Genomic DNA, 18,252 nt, shown 5'->3' with positions numbered 1-18,252 from the left:
TTGTGCTGGCGACAATAGCAAGAGTGAACCACCTGATCCCTTCCCGAACTCAGAAGTGAAACCTCTTTGCGCTGATGGTAGTGTGGGGTTACCCATGTGAGAGTAAGTCATCGCCAGCTCATTATTCTAAACACCCCCTGACTCGTGCAGGGGGTGTTTTTTTATGTTTAAAGCATTCTAAAAATTACGTGAAGTAACACTCAGAGCTGAAAGGTGCTGAAGAAGTGTCTTAAATCATCAAAAAAAATAATCCTTATAAAAATAAAGGAAATATGCTTAAATTAATGAAATTTAACCTAATAAATAGGTACTAAGTGGTTGGCGTGCTAGTACAGCTTGCAGGTGGTATTGGGCTTTTTTTGCTGGGAATGAGTCTGTTAACTGACAGTATTAAAGATTTGGCAGGTGAAACTTTACGCCTTTGGTTAGTGCGTTTTACGGGATCCGTTTATAAGGCCTTATTTTGAGGGATTGGATTCACTTTAATTCTACAATCTTCAACAGCGACTACTTTAGCGACTATCGGATTCGTAAGTGCAGGAGTACTTACATTTAATCAGTCTATGGGGGTAATCATTGGAGCTAATATTGGTACGACCAGTACAGGTTGGTTAGTCGCTTTATTAGGTGTAAAATTTTCAATTACAAATTTTGCTTTACCCTTAATTGCTATCGGTGCAATTTTAAAACTATTAACACGCGGACGAATTGCTTTAATTGGATTATGTCTTGCAGGATTTGGGTTAATTTTCTTTGGTATAGATCAATTACAACTGGCCATGTCAGACATAGCAGGTAAAGTAGATTTATCTATTTTTACCACCAAAGATTTTCTCTCCAAGATACTGTTAATTTTTATTGGACTTGCCATGACAGTGTTACTACAGTCATCAAGTGCAGCAATCACTGTCACATTAGCAGCTTTAGCAAGCGATACTATTCAGCTTGAACAAGCATTATTATTGGTTATTGGACAAAATATTGGTACTGTTGCAACTGCAATACTAGCAGCAATAGGTTCAAGTATTGCTGCACAACGTACTGCGGCCGTGCATGTGATCTTTAATTTGGTTAGTGCTGTATTGGCCTTTAGTTTTCTGATCCCTGTCTTTGAGTATCTAGAACGTCATTGGTTGTGGTTTAGCGATTTAGATGATGTACTTATCGTAGCGAGCTTTCATACCGTATTCAGTATTTTAGGTGCATTTTTCTTTATTCCAGTTTTGAAACAATTCGAATTACTATTAATCAAAATCATTCCAGAACGACAGATGACATTAGTGCATCAATTGGATCAAGTGAGTCTGGCTATTCCTGCTATTGCAATACAAAATGCACAACAGGTGATCTATCAATATTTGTATATTCAGCTAGAGTCTATAAAAAAAGCTATAGAATATAAAGAATTAGTCACTAAGCAAAAGCTAATTGAATTTGATGATCTTTTGAATGAATTAAATAGATATTTAGATAATATCGTTCTACCTGAGTCTGAACATGATCATAAAAAACTGATATATCTTTCACGCTTAGTTGTCTATGTACGCGTATTCCGCAGTGATTTAGAGCAGTTAAACAGCGCAATAATTCTTCAAAATCACCCTAAAATCTATCAATTGGCATTGGATTATATTGCAATATTGGATCGCTATAGTATTCAGCTTTTCAAAGAGAATAATCTTTCAAACATTCAAAATTTTTACCACGAGTTATCGGATTTAAAACAGTGGTCTGATGATAATCGAGAAGATTATCGTGGTGAAATAATATTGACTGCTCAAAAACAACAACTTTCAGCTGCCAAAAATGTAGAAATTTTGGCAGCACAGCGTTGGCTCGAACGTGTTATTGCTCATACGAAACGTTTAGCAAGCGTTTTAAAGGAGCGAGATTGATATATTCATTTTGCCAATTGTCGACGCGCATGTTTAAGTGCTGTTCTTAAACCTTCTTCAATGGTTGGATGGTAAAAGGGATTATCTAAAATTTCGTCTATTGTAAGTTCTTGAGCGATCACCCAAGCCAATAGATGTGCTAGATGCTCAGCACCTATGACTAAAAGCTCTGCACCTAATAGTTTTTTGCTTTGAGAATCTACATAGACTTCAATTGCACCTTTATTTTTACCATTGACGATCGCTCGTCCTTGCTTTTCATAAGATGCAAAGCCAATGGTAAATTTGATGTTATGTTCTGTGAGCCATTGATGAGTCTTACCAACGCCGGCCATTTCTGGTGAGCTAAACATAATACCTAGTGGGACTAATGTTTTGATTGGAGCAATTTCTGGGAAATTCAAACAATTATGAACAGCTTTTCGTCCTTCATGTGCTGCTTCATGCTGGATAGGCGTTGTGCTATAAGCATCACCGGTGACAAATATCGGAAAATTGCCAAGTTGTTTCGATATTGGATTTACTGGTAAATTTTTTAAATCATTAAACTGCGCATCTATTTTGTTTAAATCTAAAGTACCTAGCAATGAAGTTCTACCTGTTGCATTCAGTACATAATCCACTTCAATCTGTTTGGCTTCGTCATGTTCATTAAAATGAACCACAACTTTTTGTCCTACCCTTTTGAGCTGATCAGGAAGAATTTTGTATTTTATATCCAATTCTTCGCTGATTAGTTCTTGGGCAAGCGTTTGTAAGTCAGGACTGGAGAGCGATCCAACTTTTTTACTTCGAGCAAACACTGTTGTTGCAACATCAAGACGTTGCATTGCTTGAGCAAGTTCAATCGCGATGACTCCACTTCCAAGCACAGCGAGTCGTTTAGGTAGCATTTCAAGTTCAAAGACTTGATCAGAAGTGATGAGTAAATCACCAAGTTCATCTTTCCATTCTTGATTAATATTGGGTGTTGAACCAACGGCAAGAATAAAACTTTTAGCTTGATACGTCTGCTGATTGACTTGGACAGTATTTGAATTAACAAATGATGCTTTGCCAGAAATTTTGTGTTTTACATCCCATGAATCGACATCTTTAAGCGTTGCTTTGGTGAAGCGATCTCTTAATTGACGTACATGGCTCATGATTGCAGATGTGTCTATCGTAGAGTGCACAGAAAGTCCGACAAGATGAGCACTGTTAATATCATGCATTCGATTTGCAGCAGCAATCAAGACCTTGCTTGGCATACATCCTACACGTGCACAGGTGGTATCCCAGGGGCCATCATTGATGATTAGGATGTTTTGAGTATGTTTAATGGCTTCTTTATAAGCTGAAATACCAGCTGTACCAGCACCAATAATGATAATGTCGTACATAAATCGTCTTATATGTGTGTTTGATTCAATTTGACATAAAAAAAGCCCTCAATCTAGAGGGCTTTGGTTTATTAAAACTATTTAATAGCTGTAGTACCACTTACGGTAGCTTCGACAGTTTTTTCATCGGCAGTTAAATTCAATTTGTGATTGTACTTAATAGTAGATCCAGAAGTTGATTGAAGGAAGTTAAAAACATTTATACCTTCTATATAAATACTGCCATTAATGCTTTTACTATTTTTTGAAGGGTTTTCATTTTCTAAACGTTGGCCAGAAATAGCAGATACATTGGGTAAAGAAAGAATTTGCGTGCCATCATTTCGAATTCTGAAACTCGAAATTAACTCACCAGGCGTTGAGTGTACTGTTAAAGTTACAGGTTCAATATTTGGGGTATTAGGATTGTCATTCGTTAAGACAGAGTAGCTTGAATCTGCTTGAATAACATAAAGTTTTCCATCATTAGATGTTGGGTCATTATAAATATTGAATCCACCATTGGAGCCATCAGCATCAGGAATACTAACAAATCTAATTTGTTTTTGTTGCGTTAAGCCCCAAGATTGCATGTAAGGATAACTAAATTTACCTGTGACGACAATATTGTTAAATTTCTTGTCTAGATTTTGATTTTCATAAATGATGACAGAGGTCTGACCAATATAAGAGCTTAGCATTTCTTTAGGTTGTAAATTGTTTAAGTCATCTTTAGTTACTATAAATGACCAATCATTATAATTTTTATCGTTGGCTAATAGTGTACTAATGTTATTTCCACTAATAACGTAACAACCTAAAGTCGGAAGTTCTTGTTCAGGTACAGATGGTATCGGTTCTGAGCCAGATGACTGATTATCTGGAGTTTCTTCTTTATTCGGATGACAATCTTTATAGTAAGTGAAAAGATGAGAGGTTGGAGAAAACTCTTGATGAACTTTAATTGCCAGATTAAGTACACCATTCCCAAATGTATCTAGACCGTGGTCAATAAAGCCTTTAGGGGTAGCAGGATCATTTCTGTCAAGTAAACCAAATAAGATACTTCCTTCTTGATTGATATGCTTTTCAAAAAAAGCTTTATCCTGTGTTTCTTTATCTTGATTCGTATTATTTTGATTATTGGAATTAGATTCATCACTAAAACCAATATCTGACGTATGGACAGAATAATTACTATCCCCACCACCGCAAGCTGACAACAAGCTAACTAATGATAAAGTTAAAACACTTGATATGTACTTCATAATCCCCTCAAATTTTACTTATATAGTTTGTTAGATTTCTGTAAAGATATCACAATAATAATGGCGCATATAGCGCCATTATTCATCTTTATTTAATTCTTATAAGGTTATAACGCACTACCAACCGATACACCTACTGTAGGTCGAACATTCATGGAACTACAACTCGCCAATAGAAATGTACATAGAATGATGAGTAAGATTTTATTCATTAATCAAACCTAAAGATTGAGCTCGATTAAATAATACCTTAGAACGACTTCCTGATTTGCATACCAAAAGTATAGGTTTTGGTAAGCTATTGTAATACTTTGCAAATTCATGAACATCTTGCTGAGAAATTCGACCGCTTAGGACAGGCTGATAAATCAAGCTGAGCTTGGACTGTTCAGCAAGATTTCTTAACTCCGAAGCGGATGTCATGTTGCCAACTTCTTGATCAGGTCGGTTAACGATGACAGATTTAAAACCTTGCTGGAGCAACTTTTGAAATTTCTCAGTAGTCATTTGTCCTGTAACGCTCACATTTTCATTCAGAGCTTGGCTTAAAGCACTTTCATTCGCAAATGTAACAGGGGGAATCGTACAGATTAAGCTCAATAAAATGACTTGAAAAACCCGCTTAGTCATCAAGCAAGTCCATTTGTTTTGCAAGTTGATATAAATTGTTTGAACGATTGCCTGTACGACAAAACATTAATACTGGTTTGGGTAATTCATTATAGTGATTTGCGAATGTACGGACGTCGAATTCAGTAATTTGACCAGCGACAACAGGCTGGAAAACATAATCTAAATTATTTTCACGTGCTGCTTCTTCAATTTGAGCACTGGTCGGTTGAGAAGGACCACCTTCCATATCTGGACGATTGTTAATAACAGATTTGAATCCTTTTTCGACAACTTGAGATAGTTGTTCAGGGCTGATTTGACCTGCAAAGCCGACATTTTCACTCATCTTGTCACTCCCAAAGTACATAAAAGATTATTGTGAATATCATAGCATCAAGCATATATTGAGGTTGATATACTGCTTATAAAATTAAAGAAAATACATAAAAAATATGCATGAAATGGGCTGCATAGGCATGCTTATACAGTGATATGAGTACTTTATTGAGATTTTAGATTTCATCTCACTGCTTATATTTTAAAAAGTGAATGCTAGTGTTGATAAAATCTAGGAATAGTGTTCATTAAACAGCTATTTCAGCCAGTCAACAAGCAGCTACAAATATGGCTTCAACTGTTCAGTATCATGAGTGGGAAATAGCTCATTTTGATATTTATGATTGACCATGGTTGGAAAAAGCAATTTCGACGCAATTATCTTTTTTAGAACAAATACTGGAGTGAACGAATGATTATTGTGTGTCCTGAATGTGGTGCGAAAAATCGTGTCCCAGAAGAAAAGTTGAGTTCACAACCTGCATGTGGTCAATGTCATCAATCTCTGATTCCCTTGAAGCCAATTGACCTGAATGAGCAAAATTTTAGTAACTTTGTAAGTAACAGCGATTTACCCATCTTGGTTGATCTCTGGGCGGAGTGGTGTGGACCTTGCAAAATGATGGCACCACATTTTGCTGAAGTGGCTAAAACGAATCCTCAAGTGGTCTTTGCTAAGATTGACACAGAAGCCAATCCACGATTGAGTAGTGCGTTTAATGTACGTAGTATTCCCACCTTGGTTTTAATGAATAAAACCACAGAAATTGCTAGAATAAGCGGTGCGCTACGTGCCAATCAGCTACAAGAATGGCTTGATCAGCAGTTAAAAGCATTTCATTCATCATTTTAACTTGGAGTTCGCGTGTCTGAATCTCATGTAAAACCAGAAGGTATCCTTTCTCTACAAACCATCGCAATGCCAGCCGATACAAACTGGAGCGGTGATGTATTTGGGGGGTGGATTGTTTCACAAATGGATTTGGCAGGCGCAATTCACGCTGAGCGTTTTAGTAAAGGGCGCTGTGCAACGATTTCTATTAATGAAATGACCTTTTTAGTCCCTGTTAAAGTAGGAGACGTGATTACTTGCTATACCAAAATTTTAAAGGTAGGAAACACTTCTATTCAAATGCAAATTGAAGTGTGGGACAGTCATGATAGTTCACGTGAAGCGAAACGCGTGACAGAAGGGGTCTTTACCTTTGTTGCTGTGGATGTCAAAGGGGGCAAACGTCAAATTCCTGAAGATGTTAAGCAAAGTTTTCTTGAGTCACAAACAGCTTAAGACTTAAAAAGTTGAGTGATTTCAAGCGGTAGATAGGTTTATAAAAACCAACATGATTCTCGGATAATGTTGGTTTTTTAATGCATGCATTAAATGCTTAAATCAATTGAATCAGCTCATACCTAGAACATCGTATTTGAATTGGCTGATTTTTCAGGAATATCCTGTTGGACATCCCAATGCTCGACGATTTTTCCATTTTCTACTCTAAAAATATCAATAATTGCAGTGCCACGATCTTGGTCATTCTGTGTTGAATGGACATGAAGCATTACGCGATCACCTTCGGCAATGACTGACTTAATGGTGTTTTTGGCTTGAGGGTTTTCTTTAAAATATTGCGTAAAATAATTTACAAAGGGCGCTTTACCATTGGGTACGTGTGGGTTGTGTTGAATGTAACGGTTACCAATATATTGATCAGAATACGCTTTGACCTGATGTTTTATAAAAACACCCTGATAAAAATCAGTCACAATTTTTTTATTTTTCTCGGCTAATTCAAGTTCAGATTGAATATGTTGAATCTGGTGTTTTTTTTCTGAAGAGCTGGTCGGGGATTGGGCATAAACATGTCCAACGCATGAAAGAACAAGGAGCGGAAGAATTATTTTTTTCATTTTAACCTCAGATCGAATCATCAATATTAAATAGTGAATCATGATCTTGGGTGAGTTGGGGTCTATTGATATAGTGTAGAAGTGTGTGGAATTTTTTGTAATATGGTTAAATTAAAACTTACCTAAAGGTAAGTTTTAATTATATTTATTGACTTTTTATGATTTATTTTTCAGTTGAGCTTTGGATACCCAAGCCCACAATATTTCACATTGAATTGGTTCTTGTCCAGATTGATCTGTCACAGTGACTTGAACCAGTGTTTCACCTTTTTCAGATTGCTGCATGAGTCTTTGCTGTTCTTCTGTGAGTGTCGCTGTTGCAGTCATCGCACCTTGACTGGGACGTTTGAAATCCACTTTTAGCGATTTGATCAGGACGATTGAACTGTCAGGGACATTCATGCCTGTGACAAAGCCAGTTGCGGTTTCTGCGATCAATGCCATCGCACAGGCATGTACTTGACCAATATGGTTTTGCATGGCTTTATGATTTTCTATTTTAACCACGACCTTGGAGTGGGTGACTTCTAGATAGCGTAGTTTGGCAGAACCCACCATAGGAACGACACGACCAAAAGCTTTACTCCACAACATACTTCGAATTCCTTGCGGAAATTTAGAGGTCGTTTTTACCAGTTTAGATAAACGATTGCCTTGAGCCATAATCCTTTCCTATGATGGGTATTTAAGGGTGATTAGTCCTTAAAGTTATTAAATTGTAATGGAACACCGAATTGTTGTTCTTTTAAAAACGCCATAATTTGTTGTAATGTATCGCGTTTTTTATCTGTTACACGAATCTTATCGCCTTGAATAGAAGATTGCGCTTTGATGCCACTTTCTTTAATGGCTTTATTAATTTTTTTTGCAGTATCAGAGTCAAGTCCATCTTTTAGTTTGATGATTTGAATCACATTTTTACCTGAAGCCGTCATTTTCTGTGGATCAAGGGCTTGAATATCGACTTTACGTTTGAAAAAGTGATTTTCAAGCATGGTATAAACTTGTTCACACTGGAAATCACTTTCAGTCGAGATTTTAATCTCTTTGTTTTTTTCACTGAGTTCAATTTTGACATCTTGACCACGGAAATCAAAACGTGTTGCAATTTCCTTTTCAGTGTTTTGAACTGCATGATTTACTTCAAAAATCTCTAATTCTGAAACAATATCGAAAGAAGGCATAGTTTAGACCTTTACAAAGGGAAAGAATATCTGAGATGCTAGGGATGTTTTCTTCATTTGCCAAGTGTTGTTTACATCAAAGGAGTGCGCAATGATCCGTAAAATAGAAATTACAACATTTGAGTTCCCAGAAAATGCAGTAATCTGGGATGTTCGTGATACACAAGCTTATGCTGAAGGTCATATCAAAGGGGCAGTAAACAAACCGATTGATAGTTTGACCGAACAAAGCTTGACTCAAGTGGACTCGGATCAGTCGATATTTATTTTATGTGGTGGTGGAAGTAAAGCACCTCGTGCAGCAGAAAAGCTAGAAGGCTTTGATAGCTCAAGAGATTATGTGGTTCTGATGGGAGGGACGCGTGCAGTTCGTGATGCAGGCATTCCTTTAGAACAGGGCTCATAAAAAATGAAGCGCCGTAAGGCGCTTTTTTGTAAATAAAAATGAATATCAAATCGAAAAGAAATCAAAAATAATTTAATAACAAAGTCAACATTGAATAACCATAATGAAAATTAATGAATGGATAAAAATTGTTTAGAGTTGTTCTTGGTGTTGTGGCTATCGTTATTTATTGTCAGTTATTTTCATCTTGTTAGTGTTTACGATGCAGAAAATCGTTATCAATTTATTTGGACTTGGGGTTCTGCATCAATTATTAACCATTTTCAGCTCTATTTCTTTCCTTATATTTTTAATATTGTCATTTGCGCAATCGGCATTTTTTGTTTGTTGAAATACAGTCGGCTCAAGGTATTTTTTCTTCACCCTGTGGTTTTTTTAGTCCTATTCTTCTTTTGTGGTTTTTATTTATTGGCATTTGTTGGGCAATTTATTATTTTTGATTTTAGCTGGTATTGGTGGCAAGTTCCTATTGATTCAATAAGAAGTAATGAAGATCCATATTGTCGCTTTTTTAGTTTTGGTGATAATCAACATCTGAAAATGGAACTTTGTGGGAGGGAAAGTTAGGCTTCATCATTCTTTGAAGGTTTGTAGTATGGCTTTTTACTCTTCACTTTTTTCTGAAAGCGTTTAGGGGTCAGTTTTTGATATAACGCTGTTGGAATTGGACAGGTCTGATTTAATACTTCCGCCACCAGCACTTCACTACATAGTGGTGCATATAAAAAACCTTTCGACCCTAATCCTGAAAATGTATAAATTTCGCGATGATCTTGAACTTTCCCAAGCAGAGGGAAGTAATCTAGACTTTGTGCTCGAACAGAAGCACGACCTTGCCATTGATCGATCGAGACTAATTTTTCAGCATATTTTGGAAATACGTCTGCCAGTAAATCTAAATTGTGTTGATGATCTTCAGCTTGGATTTCAGTATCTTCACGATCAGGATGAAAAGATGCACCTAGAATCAATTGCTCTGCATCCAATTGCATGCAATAACCACCATAGCTATAGGCTTGTTCTCGATCTAAAACATGCTTGGAATTATTCAACCAACTGACTTGTCCACGAATGGGTTTTAATACTGGAAATTCTTCAAAGAATTGTTTTGAATCTCGTGCGCAACAGACGATGATATGATCAAAATGTTGCTCAATCTCAGTCTCTGAAATCAATTGAACAGAATGATTATCAAGTGTTTCCAACGCTGTAACTTGAGCTTGAATAAATTGAATGTTGGGATGTGTTAAAACCTCTTCAGCAAATACTTTGGGTTGTATCACACCTGCAATATTTAAATTCAAACTGTCAAAAGTGGTTTCTAACGCAGAACCCGTAGCGTTTTGAATCGTTAAAACGTGTTCAGGATACTGTTGTTTTAAACGCAGTAATTCTTGTGGATTTTTTTGAGCAATTTGTTGAACAGCAATCGCTTGAAACGCATTGAATTTTTGATAATGACGAATGGCATGTTGCCAACTTAAAGTCATTAAATGTGCAGCACTTTGCTCGATCGGGCAAAGTTTTGGGTTCAACAATGCAAGAGGGTTACCCGATCCACCTGCTAAAGGCGCTGACTGGTCGAATATGTGTACTTGATGACCGCGCTGTGCAAATGCGTAGGCACAGCTTAAACCTGCGATTCCTGCGCCAATAATGCCAATCTGGCGCTGTTGATATGTATCACTTAGTTTAATGCATCTTAGTGGAGGATCTTGCGCATCTTCTTCGATGCTTAATATATCAGGTGCACGTTGATCGGATTCGATTACTGGATCATGACGAGAACCTAACCAAATGCCTTTTAACATTTCACGTTTATGTTTAAAACCGCGTGGACGTGAAATGCTGATCCCGTGTTGTTTTAAGCCTCGCTTGAGTACTCCAGCCACACTAAAGGATGCAAATGTGGTTCCAATGTCAGATAAGCGAACAATATGCTTGAGGACATTTTCTTCCCACATATCAGGATTACACGCAGGTGCAAAGCCATCGAGAAACCATGCATTGACAGGGGAGGTCCTCAGCATGTTTGGAAAAACATCGTGTGCATCACCTAACCATAAATCAATGCTAAAACGCTCATTAGGGAAATACATACGATGACAGCCTGCAATTGCAAGCGGATATTGCTCAATGAGTTGTTTAGATAAATGTGCAAGTTCAGGCCATGCATTTAAAGCACGAATCAGATCATCTTTGGACAGCGGAAATTTTTCAACACTGATGGCGTGTAAATGGCTGTGATTATCTGGGCGAACATCTTGCCACAATTGCCAGAGAGCGAGGATGTTTAAACCTGTCCCGAAGCCAGTTTCACCGACACAGAAATATTCAAAGCCTTTCAGGTCAGCTAAACGTTCGGGTAAGTCATTACCATTAATAAAAACATGGCGTGTTTCGAGTAGACCATTGTCTTTGGAGAAATAAACATCACCAAAAATTTTTGAGACTGGAATTTCAATTCCATCGATAGATTGCCAATCGAGATCAGCAGTTTGAATGGCTTTAGACAACGCAATTGACCTTTAAAAGCATATTGTCAGCGGATTACCACTGACGACGACGTTTGGTATAAATATAACTTGCGATCAAGAAACCCACAAAAATGCCAACAGCAATGGTTGCCGCGCCGTATAAAAACATTTGTGCGCTCCGCTCACTTTGTAACACTTGAACTTGAACACCCAAATTATCATTTTTAAGCTGTAATTCTTGATTCTGTGTCAAAGCATCCAAATTGGCTTTTTCAAGTTGCTCTAAACGAGTCGCTTGATTTTTGACGAGCGCTTTAACATTGGCCTCAGCTGTTGCTTTTTGTTTGGCAATTTGTTCAGCAGTCAGCGGTTTTGCTGGTTGAGCAGTCGTTGCGGTTTGGGCAGTCGGTGATGTTGCTGTCGGATTGGCATTCTGCGCCCTTACAGGTTCAGTGACTGGTGCAACAGCTGCTTGCTGGGTCGTAGTGACAGCAGGTATCTCAGTAACAGCCCATGCTGTAGAACTGAATAAGGAAAAACACAGGATCGCTTGAGTGAAAACACGCATGTTAGTTTCCACGAGGTAGAGCTTTGTTGAAAGGTTTGACATCAATATTTTCGTAAATCCCTTCTCTTAAGAACGGTTCATCGGCTAACCATGCATCAAGTTCCTCACGACTGTCGAAATCCAAAATTAAAGTGCTTCCATAAAAACCCGCTTGTGGATTTTGACGGTCGATTGGCATCGCACCTGCAACAATGACACGCCCTTCCGCATCTAATTTTTCAAGTCGAGCCAAATGTTCAGGACGAGTAGCTAGACGTTTTTCTACAGTACCTTCACGATCGGTACAGGTGACAACAAATAAAGCCATTTAATCTCTCTATTCTTAAGCTAAGCCTTGATTAAAGCGTTTTATTCTTCAGTTGACTTAAAGTATTTACGCAACACAATAAACTGGATAATGATAAATGAAAACATCACAATCATGTCACCAAAAGCTGTAAATTCACCCCAATATTTACCGTCCATAAAGATAAATGCAAAGAAAATATGCAAGGAAGCCATACCCACAAACATCAGTGCCCATGCCAAATTGAGTTTTTTCCAACCTTGTGCTGTCAGATTCAAAATTGGACCAAATAGGCGTTGAATGAGTGGCTTTTTATCTTTACCAATATACGGTGAAAGGATAAATGCACCCGCAAAGACAAAATTCAAAATCGCTGCTTTAAGGCGAATATAAAAGTCATCGCTGAGCATTAAAGTAATGCCACCAAAAATCACGGTCATAAACAACACAATCCACTGCTGTTTATCTAGGTGAAATTTTTGTCTAACGAATAAAGCACCGTAAACAACCAACATGGAAATGATGAGTCCCGTGGTTGCCACCAGAATATTATTGTTATCTACACCACCTGCAGAACCGATGAGTTGTAATAATGGATGTTCAGTATCTTTAGGGTCTACAGTTTTATATAACCAAAAGAAAATTATGAGTGGCACAAAGTCTAAAAGTGCTTTCATGTTAAAGTATCTATTCTGTTCAGGTGAATGGGTAGTATAAAAGATGCAAGGCGTAGATTTACACACACATAGCAATATTTCTGATGGGACATTGTCACCAGAGTTACTGGTGCATGCTGCTTTGGAAAAAGGCATTCATACACTTGCATTGACTGACCACGATAGCATGGATGGCTTAATTCTGGCTGAAAATATTGCAAAAAATCAGCCAATTCAGATTATTTCAGGGGTTGAAATATCAAGTCAGTGGTCTAGACCTTCGACCCATAAAAGTTATGGCGTGCATATTGTCGCATTAAACATGCAAAATCCTGCGCCGTTGCTTAAGGTCTTAGAAGAACAAAAAAGAATTCGCGCTGAACGTTCTAAGCAAATTTGTGATCTTTTAATCCCTTTGATCGGTATGGATATTTATCCTGATGTCATTGCGCAAGTGGATGGTCAAGCGGATCGGGTCACTCGAACTCATATTGCAAAATCATTGGTGGTTCAAGGTGTGGTGAGTCGTCCTCAGCAAGCTTTTGATAAATACATCAAAGAAGGTAAAAAAGCCTATGTCAAGTTTGATGGCCTAGGTTTGAAAGAAACGATTCAGGTGATTCATGAGAGCGAAGGCTATGCAGTTTTGGCTCATCCAACACGCTATGATTTATCTGCAACCAATGTGCGCTATTTGATTGAATTATTCGCGCAATGTGGAGGTGATGCAATCGAACTTCCACCTGCAATTGAGCCTGTATCAACACGCCAAATGGTGGATCGAATGATTGAGCAGTTTAATTTAAAGGTCTCTGTGGGAAGTGATTTTCATGGCGATAATATGCCATGGATCAAACTGGGCAATATTCCCAAAGTTAAAGAAGGGCAAGTGGGGATTTGGGAAAGTTTTGTTTAATCATTTTAAAATACAGTTCTTACAAAAATCAAAAAATGATCATTGACTCGTATCTTAATGAGCAATGAAAGTCCCTTCTCCCTCTGGGAGAAGGTTAGGATGAGGGCTTTTAAACATAAAATAACCTCTCTTTAATCCCTCTCCTGAAAGGAGAGTGAGCTTCTATCTTAAATTTTAGTGTTCAAAAAATGAGTTATGAAAGAAGTCTAATGAAAACTAATCTCTAGTTTCCCTCTCGTCTAGTAGAGCCAGTCGAGAGGGGGATTGAGAAGCGCGTAAATCAAAGCAAGTTATGATCCTGGGCTTGAATCGGTGGTGGCGTTGGTTTACCTAAAGTGCCTAACAGTTCAATTTCAATGGTACGGACCATTGAATCGAGCGGTAAGTCATTACTTTGAGTACCAAAAGGTTCTTCAATTTCCGTACTTAAAGCATCTAATCCTAAAAAGGTATAGGCCAAGATTCCCACCAATAAAGGTGTTGCCAGACCCAAAACTGAACCTAAACTAAAGGGTAATAAGAAACAGAAAAAATAAACGGTACGGTTCAGAAGTACAGAATAGGCAAATGGTAAAGGCGTGGTCGCAATACGATCACAGCCTGTTTGTACCAAACTGAGTTCAGTCACATGCGCATTCATTTGCGTGTAGATAATGTCTGAAATTTCACCTTCTTTCAGCGCGAGCATGAGTTCCCATTGAATCAAACTGAGCGTGTATTGTGGTGCGTTATTTTGTTGATAAAGTTGCGTTAAGGCTTGTTGACTTAATCCACTGGTTTGATGGAGTGCATCAGGACTCACAGTCTGATGACGTAGGCGATCACGTAACACATTGGCAAAGACAATCACGTGTTGTACCACGCGTTCACGACGCCCTTGAGGTAGAATACGACAATCACGGTCAAAGTGACGAGCGTTGGCGATCAGCATGCCCCAAAGTTTACGTGCTTCCCACCAGCGGTCATAACAGGCGGTGTTCTTAAAGCCTAAAAAGATAGACAACACAACGCCAATTAATGTAAAGCCGACGAGAGGAATTTCAGGAAAGCGATACAGGTCAATATATTCAATTCCGCCGACAATTGCGGAAATCAACATGACCAGCCCCAATGGCGGTAGTACTTTTGGTAAAATCGTGCCACGCCAAGAAAATAAAAGTTTTAAAGTATCGTTTTGATCGCGAACAATCATGATTTATAAGGTCTATAATTTTTTTATGATCTTCAACACTTCGATCAAACTTGTCAATCCAAATTTAGCGACCACTGTTAGTATTTATACCAAAAGTTAAAAACTTGATGGCATTAGCATTCGATGCTCCGCAAAGGAAAAATTTTGCTCAGGTGCAATGATCAGATGATCAATCAACTTAATTTCTAACAGCTCACAAGCATGCTGTATCTCTTGAGTGAGTTGTTTGTCTTCAACTGAGGGTTGCGCCGTTCCATGCGGATGATTGTGCGCAATCACAATGGCTGTCGCATGATGATGAAGGGCATGTCGCAGCAATTGATTCATGGAAATAGAACAAGAGTTCAGTGAACCATAGAACAGTTTTTTAAAATTAATTTTTCTGAGCTGAGCATCTAAACACAACACAGCAAAGACTTCTTGTTGTTCTCCCAACAGCTCATAGCGAAGATAGTCTTTAATCAAATCTGAACGGCTTAAGTCTGCACCTTGATTAAGGTGATTTTTCAAATATCGCCGTCCGAGCTCTTTCACCGCCATCAGTTGAGAGTATTTGGTATTACCAATGCCATGAAATTTGCTGACCTCTGTCAGTGTGGCATCAAATACCGCATTTAAACTGCCGAAATGTTGTAAAAGTAAACGAGATAATTCTACAGCAGAATGTTGTTGTGAACCTGATCGAAGGAAAATGGCGAGTAGCTCTGCATCGGAAAGACTTTCTGCACCTTGCTGTAATAATCGTTCTCTAGGACGTTCTTGTTCAGGCCACTGTTTAATGGATTGACTCATTATTATTCTCTGTTTTAATTCGATTTATTTTAGATGAGTTTGCATTTAACCCAGTCAGATGACTTGGGAACGCAATTATTTAATGCTATTGTGAGCGCCACTGCAATAGAAAGGTGCCTGATCGTGAGTTTCGATCTCAGTGTATTTTCCAATAAAAATATTATTCTTGCTGTCACTGGTGGCATCGCCGCTTATAAAAGTGCAATTTTAGTTCGTCGTTTAAAAGATTATGGCTTTAATGTCCGTGTGGTCATGACTCATGGGGCACAGGCTTTTATTACGCCTTTAACGTTCCAAGCACTCTCTGGTAATCCTGTCCATACGGAGCTGTTGGATACCGAAGCTGAAGCAGGTATGGGGCATATCGAACTGGCACGTTGGGCAGATTTAGTCTTGGTTGCGCCAGCAAGCTGTGACACTTTAGCCAAGTTTGCTTGTGGTCTAGCCGATGATTTACTCAGTACCTTATATTTAGCAACCAAAGCGCCTGTCTGGGTTGCACCCGCAATGAATCAACAAATGTGGGCAGCCAAAGCCACACAGCGTAATTTGAATACCTTGGTTGAAGATGGGGTGCATGTGATTTTACCTGAAGCAGGTTCACAAGCATGTGGTGATGTTGGTTTAGGACGTATGCCAGAACCGGAAGACTTAGCCAAGCAAGTCCGTGAATATTTTCATAAAGCACAACGTGCAATCGCTGAAAAATTTGGTTTGCTGGCAGGTAAAAAAGTCACCATTACGGCTGGACCCACGCGTGAAGCCATTGACCCAGTCCGTTATATTTCCAATCACAGCACAGGAAAGATGGGTTTCTCGATAGCGGCTGCATGTTATTCAGCAGGAGCGCAAGTGACCTTGATTGCAGGGCCTGTGAGTTTAGATACGCCAAATGGCGTATTACGCAAAAATGTGTCTTCTGCGATGCAAATGCTTGACTTAAGTATGCAACAGCTCAAAGACGGTTGTGATGTCTTCATCGCGACGGCAGCAGTGGCGGATTATCGTGTTGCTGAAGTGGCAGAACATAAGATTAAGAAAGCTGGCGATGAACTTGCTGTCTCTTTAGTTAAAAACCCAGATATTGTGGCAACGATTGCTCAACAGGAAAAGCGTCCATTTATGGTCGGGTTTGCTGCTGAAACACGTAATGTTGAAGAATATGCTGCAGGTAAGCTCGTCAATAAAAAGCTCGATATGATTGCGTGTAATGATGTATCACGCTCGGATATTGGCTTTGCATCCGATGAAAATGCCATGACGGTTTTCTTTGCAGATCAGTATGACATGCCAAAACGTGATTTAGAGAAAGCATCTAAACAGGAAATTGCTCAGCAATTGGTAGAAGCGATTCATGATGCCTTGCATCAAGACAAACATCCTGTCTAATTTTTAGATCGATTTATCTTCATATAAAAAAGACTGCGTTAGCGGTCTTTTTTGATCGATATTTATCAGTGATTTAACTTCAAAATTTTAGGCTTCTATCGTGAAATATTCTTACGATGGAAATGGTAACGCCAATCAAAAAACATAAAATACATCCCCAAAAAACTACATTGTAATCTACTAGATTAAGCAATGGATTGCGCATACTGAATGGGAAAAATGGATACATATCATGATGCATGAGCGCGTCCAACAGCACATGACTGAAGCTTCCTAGGAAAGCACTTGAAATGGCAACCTTCCAAGTGATTTTCCAATGTTTATAGCTTAATTTTTTCAAAATAAATTGGCTGATTGGTCGCCCAAATACAACGGCAACGCCGCCGATCACTAGTGCACCTAAAAGATTATGCGTATACAGATGCAAAGTATCCCACTTTAAAATAAGGCCAATAAGTGGCTCAATATCCATCAAAATTTGAGTACCCGCAAAGACCATAAAACTAAAGTGATTTTTTTGAGCGGCTTTTAAGCTGGTTCCAATTCCCAAATGTAGCGGAGTAAAAGGCATGCTTTTTAATTCTTTGGATTTTAATTTGTATGAGGGAAAGCATAAAGCGTCTGGATTAGATTGGATATAGGTATTCATCATAAATTAGACCTCTTGCGAAAGTCATTATTGCAAGTTTATCCGGTTTACCAGTGCAGCGATTAAGCTAATGCGTAAACCGAATCGCTTGCGTCTATTTCGGTAGCGTTCACTCAATATTCTAAATGTTTTTAATTGACGATTGATGTGTTCAATCACAATTCGTATTTCTCCAATGATTTTATTGTACTTTTTCTCAATATCAGATAAGGCAGAATTCTTCTTTTTCTTAATAGGAGTCAATAGCTTAAATCCACGCTCCTCTAGTCCATGATACCCTAAATCAGTAACCACATATTCACAATGCTTGAATTTTGCAATCGTTTTTCTTGCCAATTTAATGTCATGTTGACTACC

The 18,252-nt window shown here is 38.3% G+C and carries 21 protein-coding genes, 1 rRNA gene and 1 pseudogene; 8 read left to right on the top strand and 15 right to left on the bottom strand.

Features of this window, described 5'->3' with window-relative positions; genetic code table 11:
- Positions 1 to 4 precede the first annotated feature (4 nt).
- Positions 5 to 119: ribosomal RNA gene (rrf, locus tag AC5YD2_RS15200) — 5S ribosomal RNA — on the top strand.
- Between the two features lie 195 nt (positions 120 to 314).
- A pseudogene (locus AC5YD2_RS15195) lies at positions 315 to 1,895 on the top strand (Na/Pi cotransporter family protein).
- 5 nt (positions 1,896 to 1,900) lie between these two features.
- On the opposite strand, the gene AC5YD2_RS15190 reads toward AC5YD2_RS15195, so the two are convergent.
- The 4 genes from AC5YD2_RS15190 to AC5YD2_RS15175 form a co-directional block, all read right to left on the bottom strand.
- Positions 1,901 to 3,277 carry a dihydrolipoyl dehydrogenase gene (locus AC5YD2_RS15190; protein ID WP_496127128.1) on the bottom strand — a complete coding sequence of 459 codons (1,377 nt, stop codon included), beginning with the start codon at positions 3,275 to 3,277 and terminating at the stop codon, positions 1,901 to 1,903.
- A 77-nt stretch (positions 3,278 to 3,354) separates the two neighbouring features.
- Positions 3,355 to 4,524 (bottom strand): hypothetical protein, encoded by a 1,170-nt coding sequence (locus tag AC5YD2_RS15185; RefSeq protein WP_496127127.1) that lies wholly within the window; start codon positions 4,522 to 4,524, stop codon positions 3,355 to 3,357.
- Positions 4,525 to 4,728: 204 nt separating this feature from the next.
- The gene (locus AC5YD2_RS15180) at positions 4,729 to 5,154 is read right to left on the bottom strand and encodes a protein tyrosine phosphatase family protein (protein WP_496127126.1); all 426 of its coding nucleotides are present in this window, start codon (positions 5,152 to 5,154) and stop codon (positions 4,729 to 4,731) included.
- Entirely contained in the window at positions 5,147 to 5,482 is a 336-nt protein-coding gene (locus AC5YD2_RS15175; protein ID WP_496127125.1) for a protein tyrosine phosphatase family protein, read from the bottom strand. The genes AC5YD2_RS15180 and AC5YD2_RS15175 overlap by 8 nt, the downstream gene beginning before the upstream one ends.
- 402 nt (positions 5,483 to 5,884) lie before the next feature.
- Here AC5YD2_RS15175 and trxC point away from each other — a divergent pair, with 402 nt between their 5' ends.
- Positions 5,885 to 6,325: a thioredoxin TrxC gene (gene trxC / locus AC5YD2_RS15170; protein WP_496127124.1), complete on the top strand. Its 441-nt coding sequence runs from the start codon at positions 5,885 to 5,887 to the stop codon at positions 6,323 to 6,325.
- 12 nt (positions 6,326 to 6,337) lie between these two features.
- Entirely contained in the window at positions 6,338 to 6,760 is a 423-nt protein-coding gene (locus AC5YD2_RS15165) for an acyl-CoA thioesterase (RefSeq protein ID WP_496127123.1), read from the top strand.
- Positions 6,761 to 6,882: 122 nt separating this feature from the next.
- On the opposite strand, the gene AC5YD2_RS15160 is transcribed toward AC5YD2_RS15165, so the two are convergent.
- The 3 genes from AC5YD2_RS15160 to AC5YD2_RS15150 form a co-directional block, all read right to left on the bottom strand.
- Positions 6,883 to 7,380, bottom strand: a complete 498-nt coding sequence (locus AC5YD2_RS15160) for a nuclear transport factor 2 family protein (RefSeq protein WP_496127122.1) — start codon at positions 7,378 to 7,380, stop codon at positions 6,883 to 6,885.
- 156 nt (positions 7,381 to 7,536) lie between these two features.
- Entirely contained in the window at positions 7,537 to 8,043 is a 507-nt protein-coding gene (locus tag AC5YD2_RS15155) for a DUF4442 domain-containing protein (protein ID WP_496127121.1), read from the bottom strand.
- 32 nt (positions 8,044 to 8,075) lie between these two features.
- On the bottom strand, positions 8,076 to 8,564 hold the full coding sequence (locus AC5YD2_RS15150) for a YajQ family cyclic di-GMP-binding protein (protein ID WP_496127120.1): 489 nt from the start codon (positions 8,562 to 8,564) through the stop codon (positions 8,076 to 8,078).
- 91 nt (positions 8,565 to 8,655) lie between these two features.
- On the opposite strand from AC5YD2_RS15150, the gene AC5YD2_RS15145 reads away from it, so the two are divergent.
- Together AC5YD2_RS15145 and AC5YD2_RS15140 are read left to right on the top strand one after the other, a co-directional pair.
- Entirely contained in the window at positions 8,656 to 8,970 is a 315-nt protein-coding gene (locus tag AC5YD2_RS15145) for a rhodanese-like domain-containing protein (RefSeq protein WP_496127119.1), read from the top strand.
- Between the two features lie 117 nt (positions 8,971 to 9,087).
- Entirely contained in the window at positions 9,088 to 9,537 is a 450-nt protein-coding gene (locus tag AC5YD2_RS15140; protein ID WP_496127118.1) for a hypothetical protein, read from the top strand.
- Here AC5YD2_RS15140 and mnmC read toward each other — a convergent pair.
- The 4 genes from mnmC to AC5YD2_RS15120 are packed head-to-tail and all read right to left on the bottom strand — an operon-like array spanning position 9,534 to position 12,978.
- Positions 9,534 to 11,486: a bifunctional tRNA (5-methylaminomethyl-2-thiouridine)(34)-methyltransferase MnmC2/FAD-dependent 5-carboxymethylaminomethyl-2-thiouridine(34) oxidoreductase MnmC1 gene (gene mnmC, locus AC5YD2_RS15135; RefSeq protein WP_496127117.1), complete on the bottom strand. Its 1,953-nt coding sequence runs from the start codon at positions 11,484 to 11,486 to the stop codon at positions 9,534 to 9,536. The two genes, AC5YD2_RS15140 and mnmC, sit on opposite strands and share 4 nt — an antisense overlap.
- A gap of 34 nt (positions 11,487 to 11,520) precedes the next feature.
- Complete coding sequence (locus AC5YD2_RS15130) at positions 11,521 to 12,015, bottom strand: SH3 domain-containing protein (RefSeq protein WP_496127116.1); 495 nt, start codon at positions 12,013 to 12,015, stop codon at positions 11,521 to 11,523.
- A 1-nt stretch (position 12,016) separates the two neighbouring features.
- Positions 12,017 to 12,322, bottom strand: a complete 306-nt coding sequence (locus AC5YD2_RS15125; RefSeq protein WP_496127115.1) for a YciI family protein — start codon at positions 12,320 to 12,322, stop codon at positions 12,017 to 12,019.
- Between the two features lie 41 nt (positions 12,323 to 12,363).
- Complete coding sequence (locus AC5YD2_RS15120; protein WP_496127114.1) at positions 12,364 to 12,978, bottom strand: inner membrane-spanning protein YciB; 615 nt, start codon at positions 12,976 to 12,978, stop codon at positions 12,364 to 12,366.
- Between the two features lie 43 nt (positions 12,979 to 13,021).
- On the opposite strand from AC5YD2_RS15120, the gene AC5YD2_RS15115 reads away from it, so the two are divergent.
- A complete protein-coding gene (locus AC5YD2_RS15115; RefSeq protein ID WP_496127113.1) occupies positions 13,022 to 13,873 on the top strand; it encodes a PHP domain-containing protein in 852 nt (283 codons plus the stop codon).
- Positions 13,874 to 14,153: 280 nt separating this feature from the next.
- Here AC5YD2_RS15115 and AC5YD2_RS15110 read toward each other — a convergent pair whose 3' ends face one another.
- Positions 14,154 to 15,065, bottom strand: a complete 912-nt coding sequence (locus AC5YD2_RS15110) for a bestrophin family protein (protein ID WP_496127112.1) — start codon at positions 15,063 to 15,065, stop codon at positions 14,154 to 14,156.
- Positions 15,066 to 15,161: 96 nt separating this feature from the next.
- Entirely contained in the window at positions 15,162 to 15,857 is a 696-nt protein-coding gene (gene radC / locus AC5YD2_RS15105; protein ID WP_496127111.1) for a RadC family protein, read from the bottom strand.
- A 123-nt stretch (positions 15,858 to 15,980) separates the two neighbouring features.
- Between radC and coaBC the strand changes: the two genes are divergently transcribed.
- Entirely contained in the window at positions 15,981 to 17,246 is a 1,266-nt protein-coding gene (gene coaBC / locus AC5YD2_RS15100) for a bifunctional phosphopantothenoylcysteine decarboxylase/phosphopantothenate--cysteine ligase CoaBC (RefSeq protein ID WP_496127110.1), read from the top strand.
- 79 nt (positions 17,247 to 17,325) lie between these two features.
- On the opposite strand, the gene AC5YD2_RS15095 is transcribed toward coaBC, so the two are convergent.
- Entirely contained in the window at positions 17,326 to 17,898 is a 573-nt protein-coding gene (locus AC5YD2_RS15095) for a hydrolase (RefSeq protein ID WP_496127109.1), read from the bottom strand.
- Between the two features lie 24 nt (positions 17,899 to 17,922).
- Positions 17,923 to 18,252 (bottom strand): transposase family protein (locus AC5YD2_RS15090; protein WP_496125492.1); only part of this gene is annotated, 330 nt, incomplete at its 5' end.

Source organism: Acinetobacter sp. CY73, assembly GCF_059515865.1.
This window is presented reverse-complemented; position numbering and strand designations above follow the sequence as displayed.

Bases quoted from the DNA above. Each gene is read 5' to 3' on its own strand.
- AC5YD2_RS15190 (WP_496127128.1), bottom strand. From the start codon at position 3,277: ATGTACGACATTATCATTATTGGTGCTGGTACAGCTGGTATTTCAGCT.
- AC5YD2_RS15185 (WP_496127127.1), bottom strand. From the start codon at position 4,524: ATGAAGTACATATCAAGTGTTTTAACTTTATCATTAGTTAGCTTGTTG.
- AC5YD2_RS15180 (WP_496127126.1), bottom strand. From the start codon at position 5,154: ATGACTAAGCGGGTTTTTCAAGTCATTTTATTGAGCTTAATCTGTACG.
- AC5YD2_RS15175 (WP_496127125.1), bottom strand. From the start codon at position 5,482: ATGAGTGAAAATGTCGGCTTTGCAGGTCAAATCAGCCCTGAACAACTA.
- trxC (WP_496127124.1), top strand. From the start codon at position 5,885: ATGATTATTGTGTGTCCTGAATGTGGTGCGAAAAATCGTGTCCCAGAA.
- AC5YD2_RS15160 (WP_496127122.1), bottom strand. From the start codon at position 7,380: ATGAAAAAAATAATTCTTCCGCTCCTTGTTCTTTCATGCGTTGGACAT.
- AC5YD2_RS15155 (WP_496127121.1), bottom strand. From the start codon at position 8,043: ATGGCTCAAGGCAATCGTTTATCTAAACTGGTAAAAACGACCTCTAAA.
- AC5YD2_RS15150 (WP_496127120.1), bottom strand. From the start codon at position 8,564: ATGCCTTCTTTCGATATTGTTTCAGAATTAGAGATTTTTGAAGTAAAT.
- AC5YD2_RS15145 (WP_496127119.1), top strand. From the start codon at position 8,656: ATGATCCGTAAAATAGAAATTACAACATTTGAGTTCCCAGAAAATGCA.
- AC5YD2_RS15140 (WP_496127118.1), top strand. From the start codon at position 9,088: ATGGATAAAAATTGTTTAGAGTTGTTCTTGGTGTTGTGGCTATCGTTA.
- AC5YD2_RS15130 (WP_496127116.1), bottom strand. From the start codon at position 12,015: ATGCGTGTTTTCACTCAAGCGATCCTGTGTTTTTCCTTATTCAGTTCT.
- AC5YD2_RS15125 (WP_496127115.1), bottom strand. From the start codon at position 12,322: ATGGCTTTATTTGTTGTCACCTGTACCGATCGTGAAGGTACTGTAGAA.
- AC5YD2_RS15120 (WP_496127114.1), bottom strand. From the start codon at position 12,978: ATGAAAGCACTTTTAGACTTTGTGCCACTCATAATTTTCTTTTGGTTA.
- AC5YD2_RS15115 (WP_496127113.1), top strand. From the start codon at position 13,022: ATGCAAGGCGTAGATTTACACACACATAGCAATATTTCTGATGGGACA.
- AC5YD2_RS15110 (WP_496127112.1), bottom strand. From the start codon at position 15,065: ATGATTGTTCGCGATCAAAACGATACTTTAAAACTTTTATTTTCTTGG.
- radC (WP_496127111.1), bottom strand. From the start codon at position 15,857: ATGAGTCAATCCATTAAACAGTGGCCTGAACAAGAACGTCCTAGAGAA.
- AC5YD2_RS15095 (WP_496127109.1), bottom strand. From the start codon at position 17,898: ATGATGAATACCTATATCCAATCTAATCCAGACGCTTTATGCTTTCCC.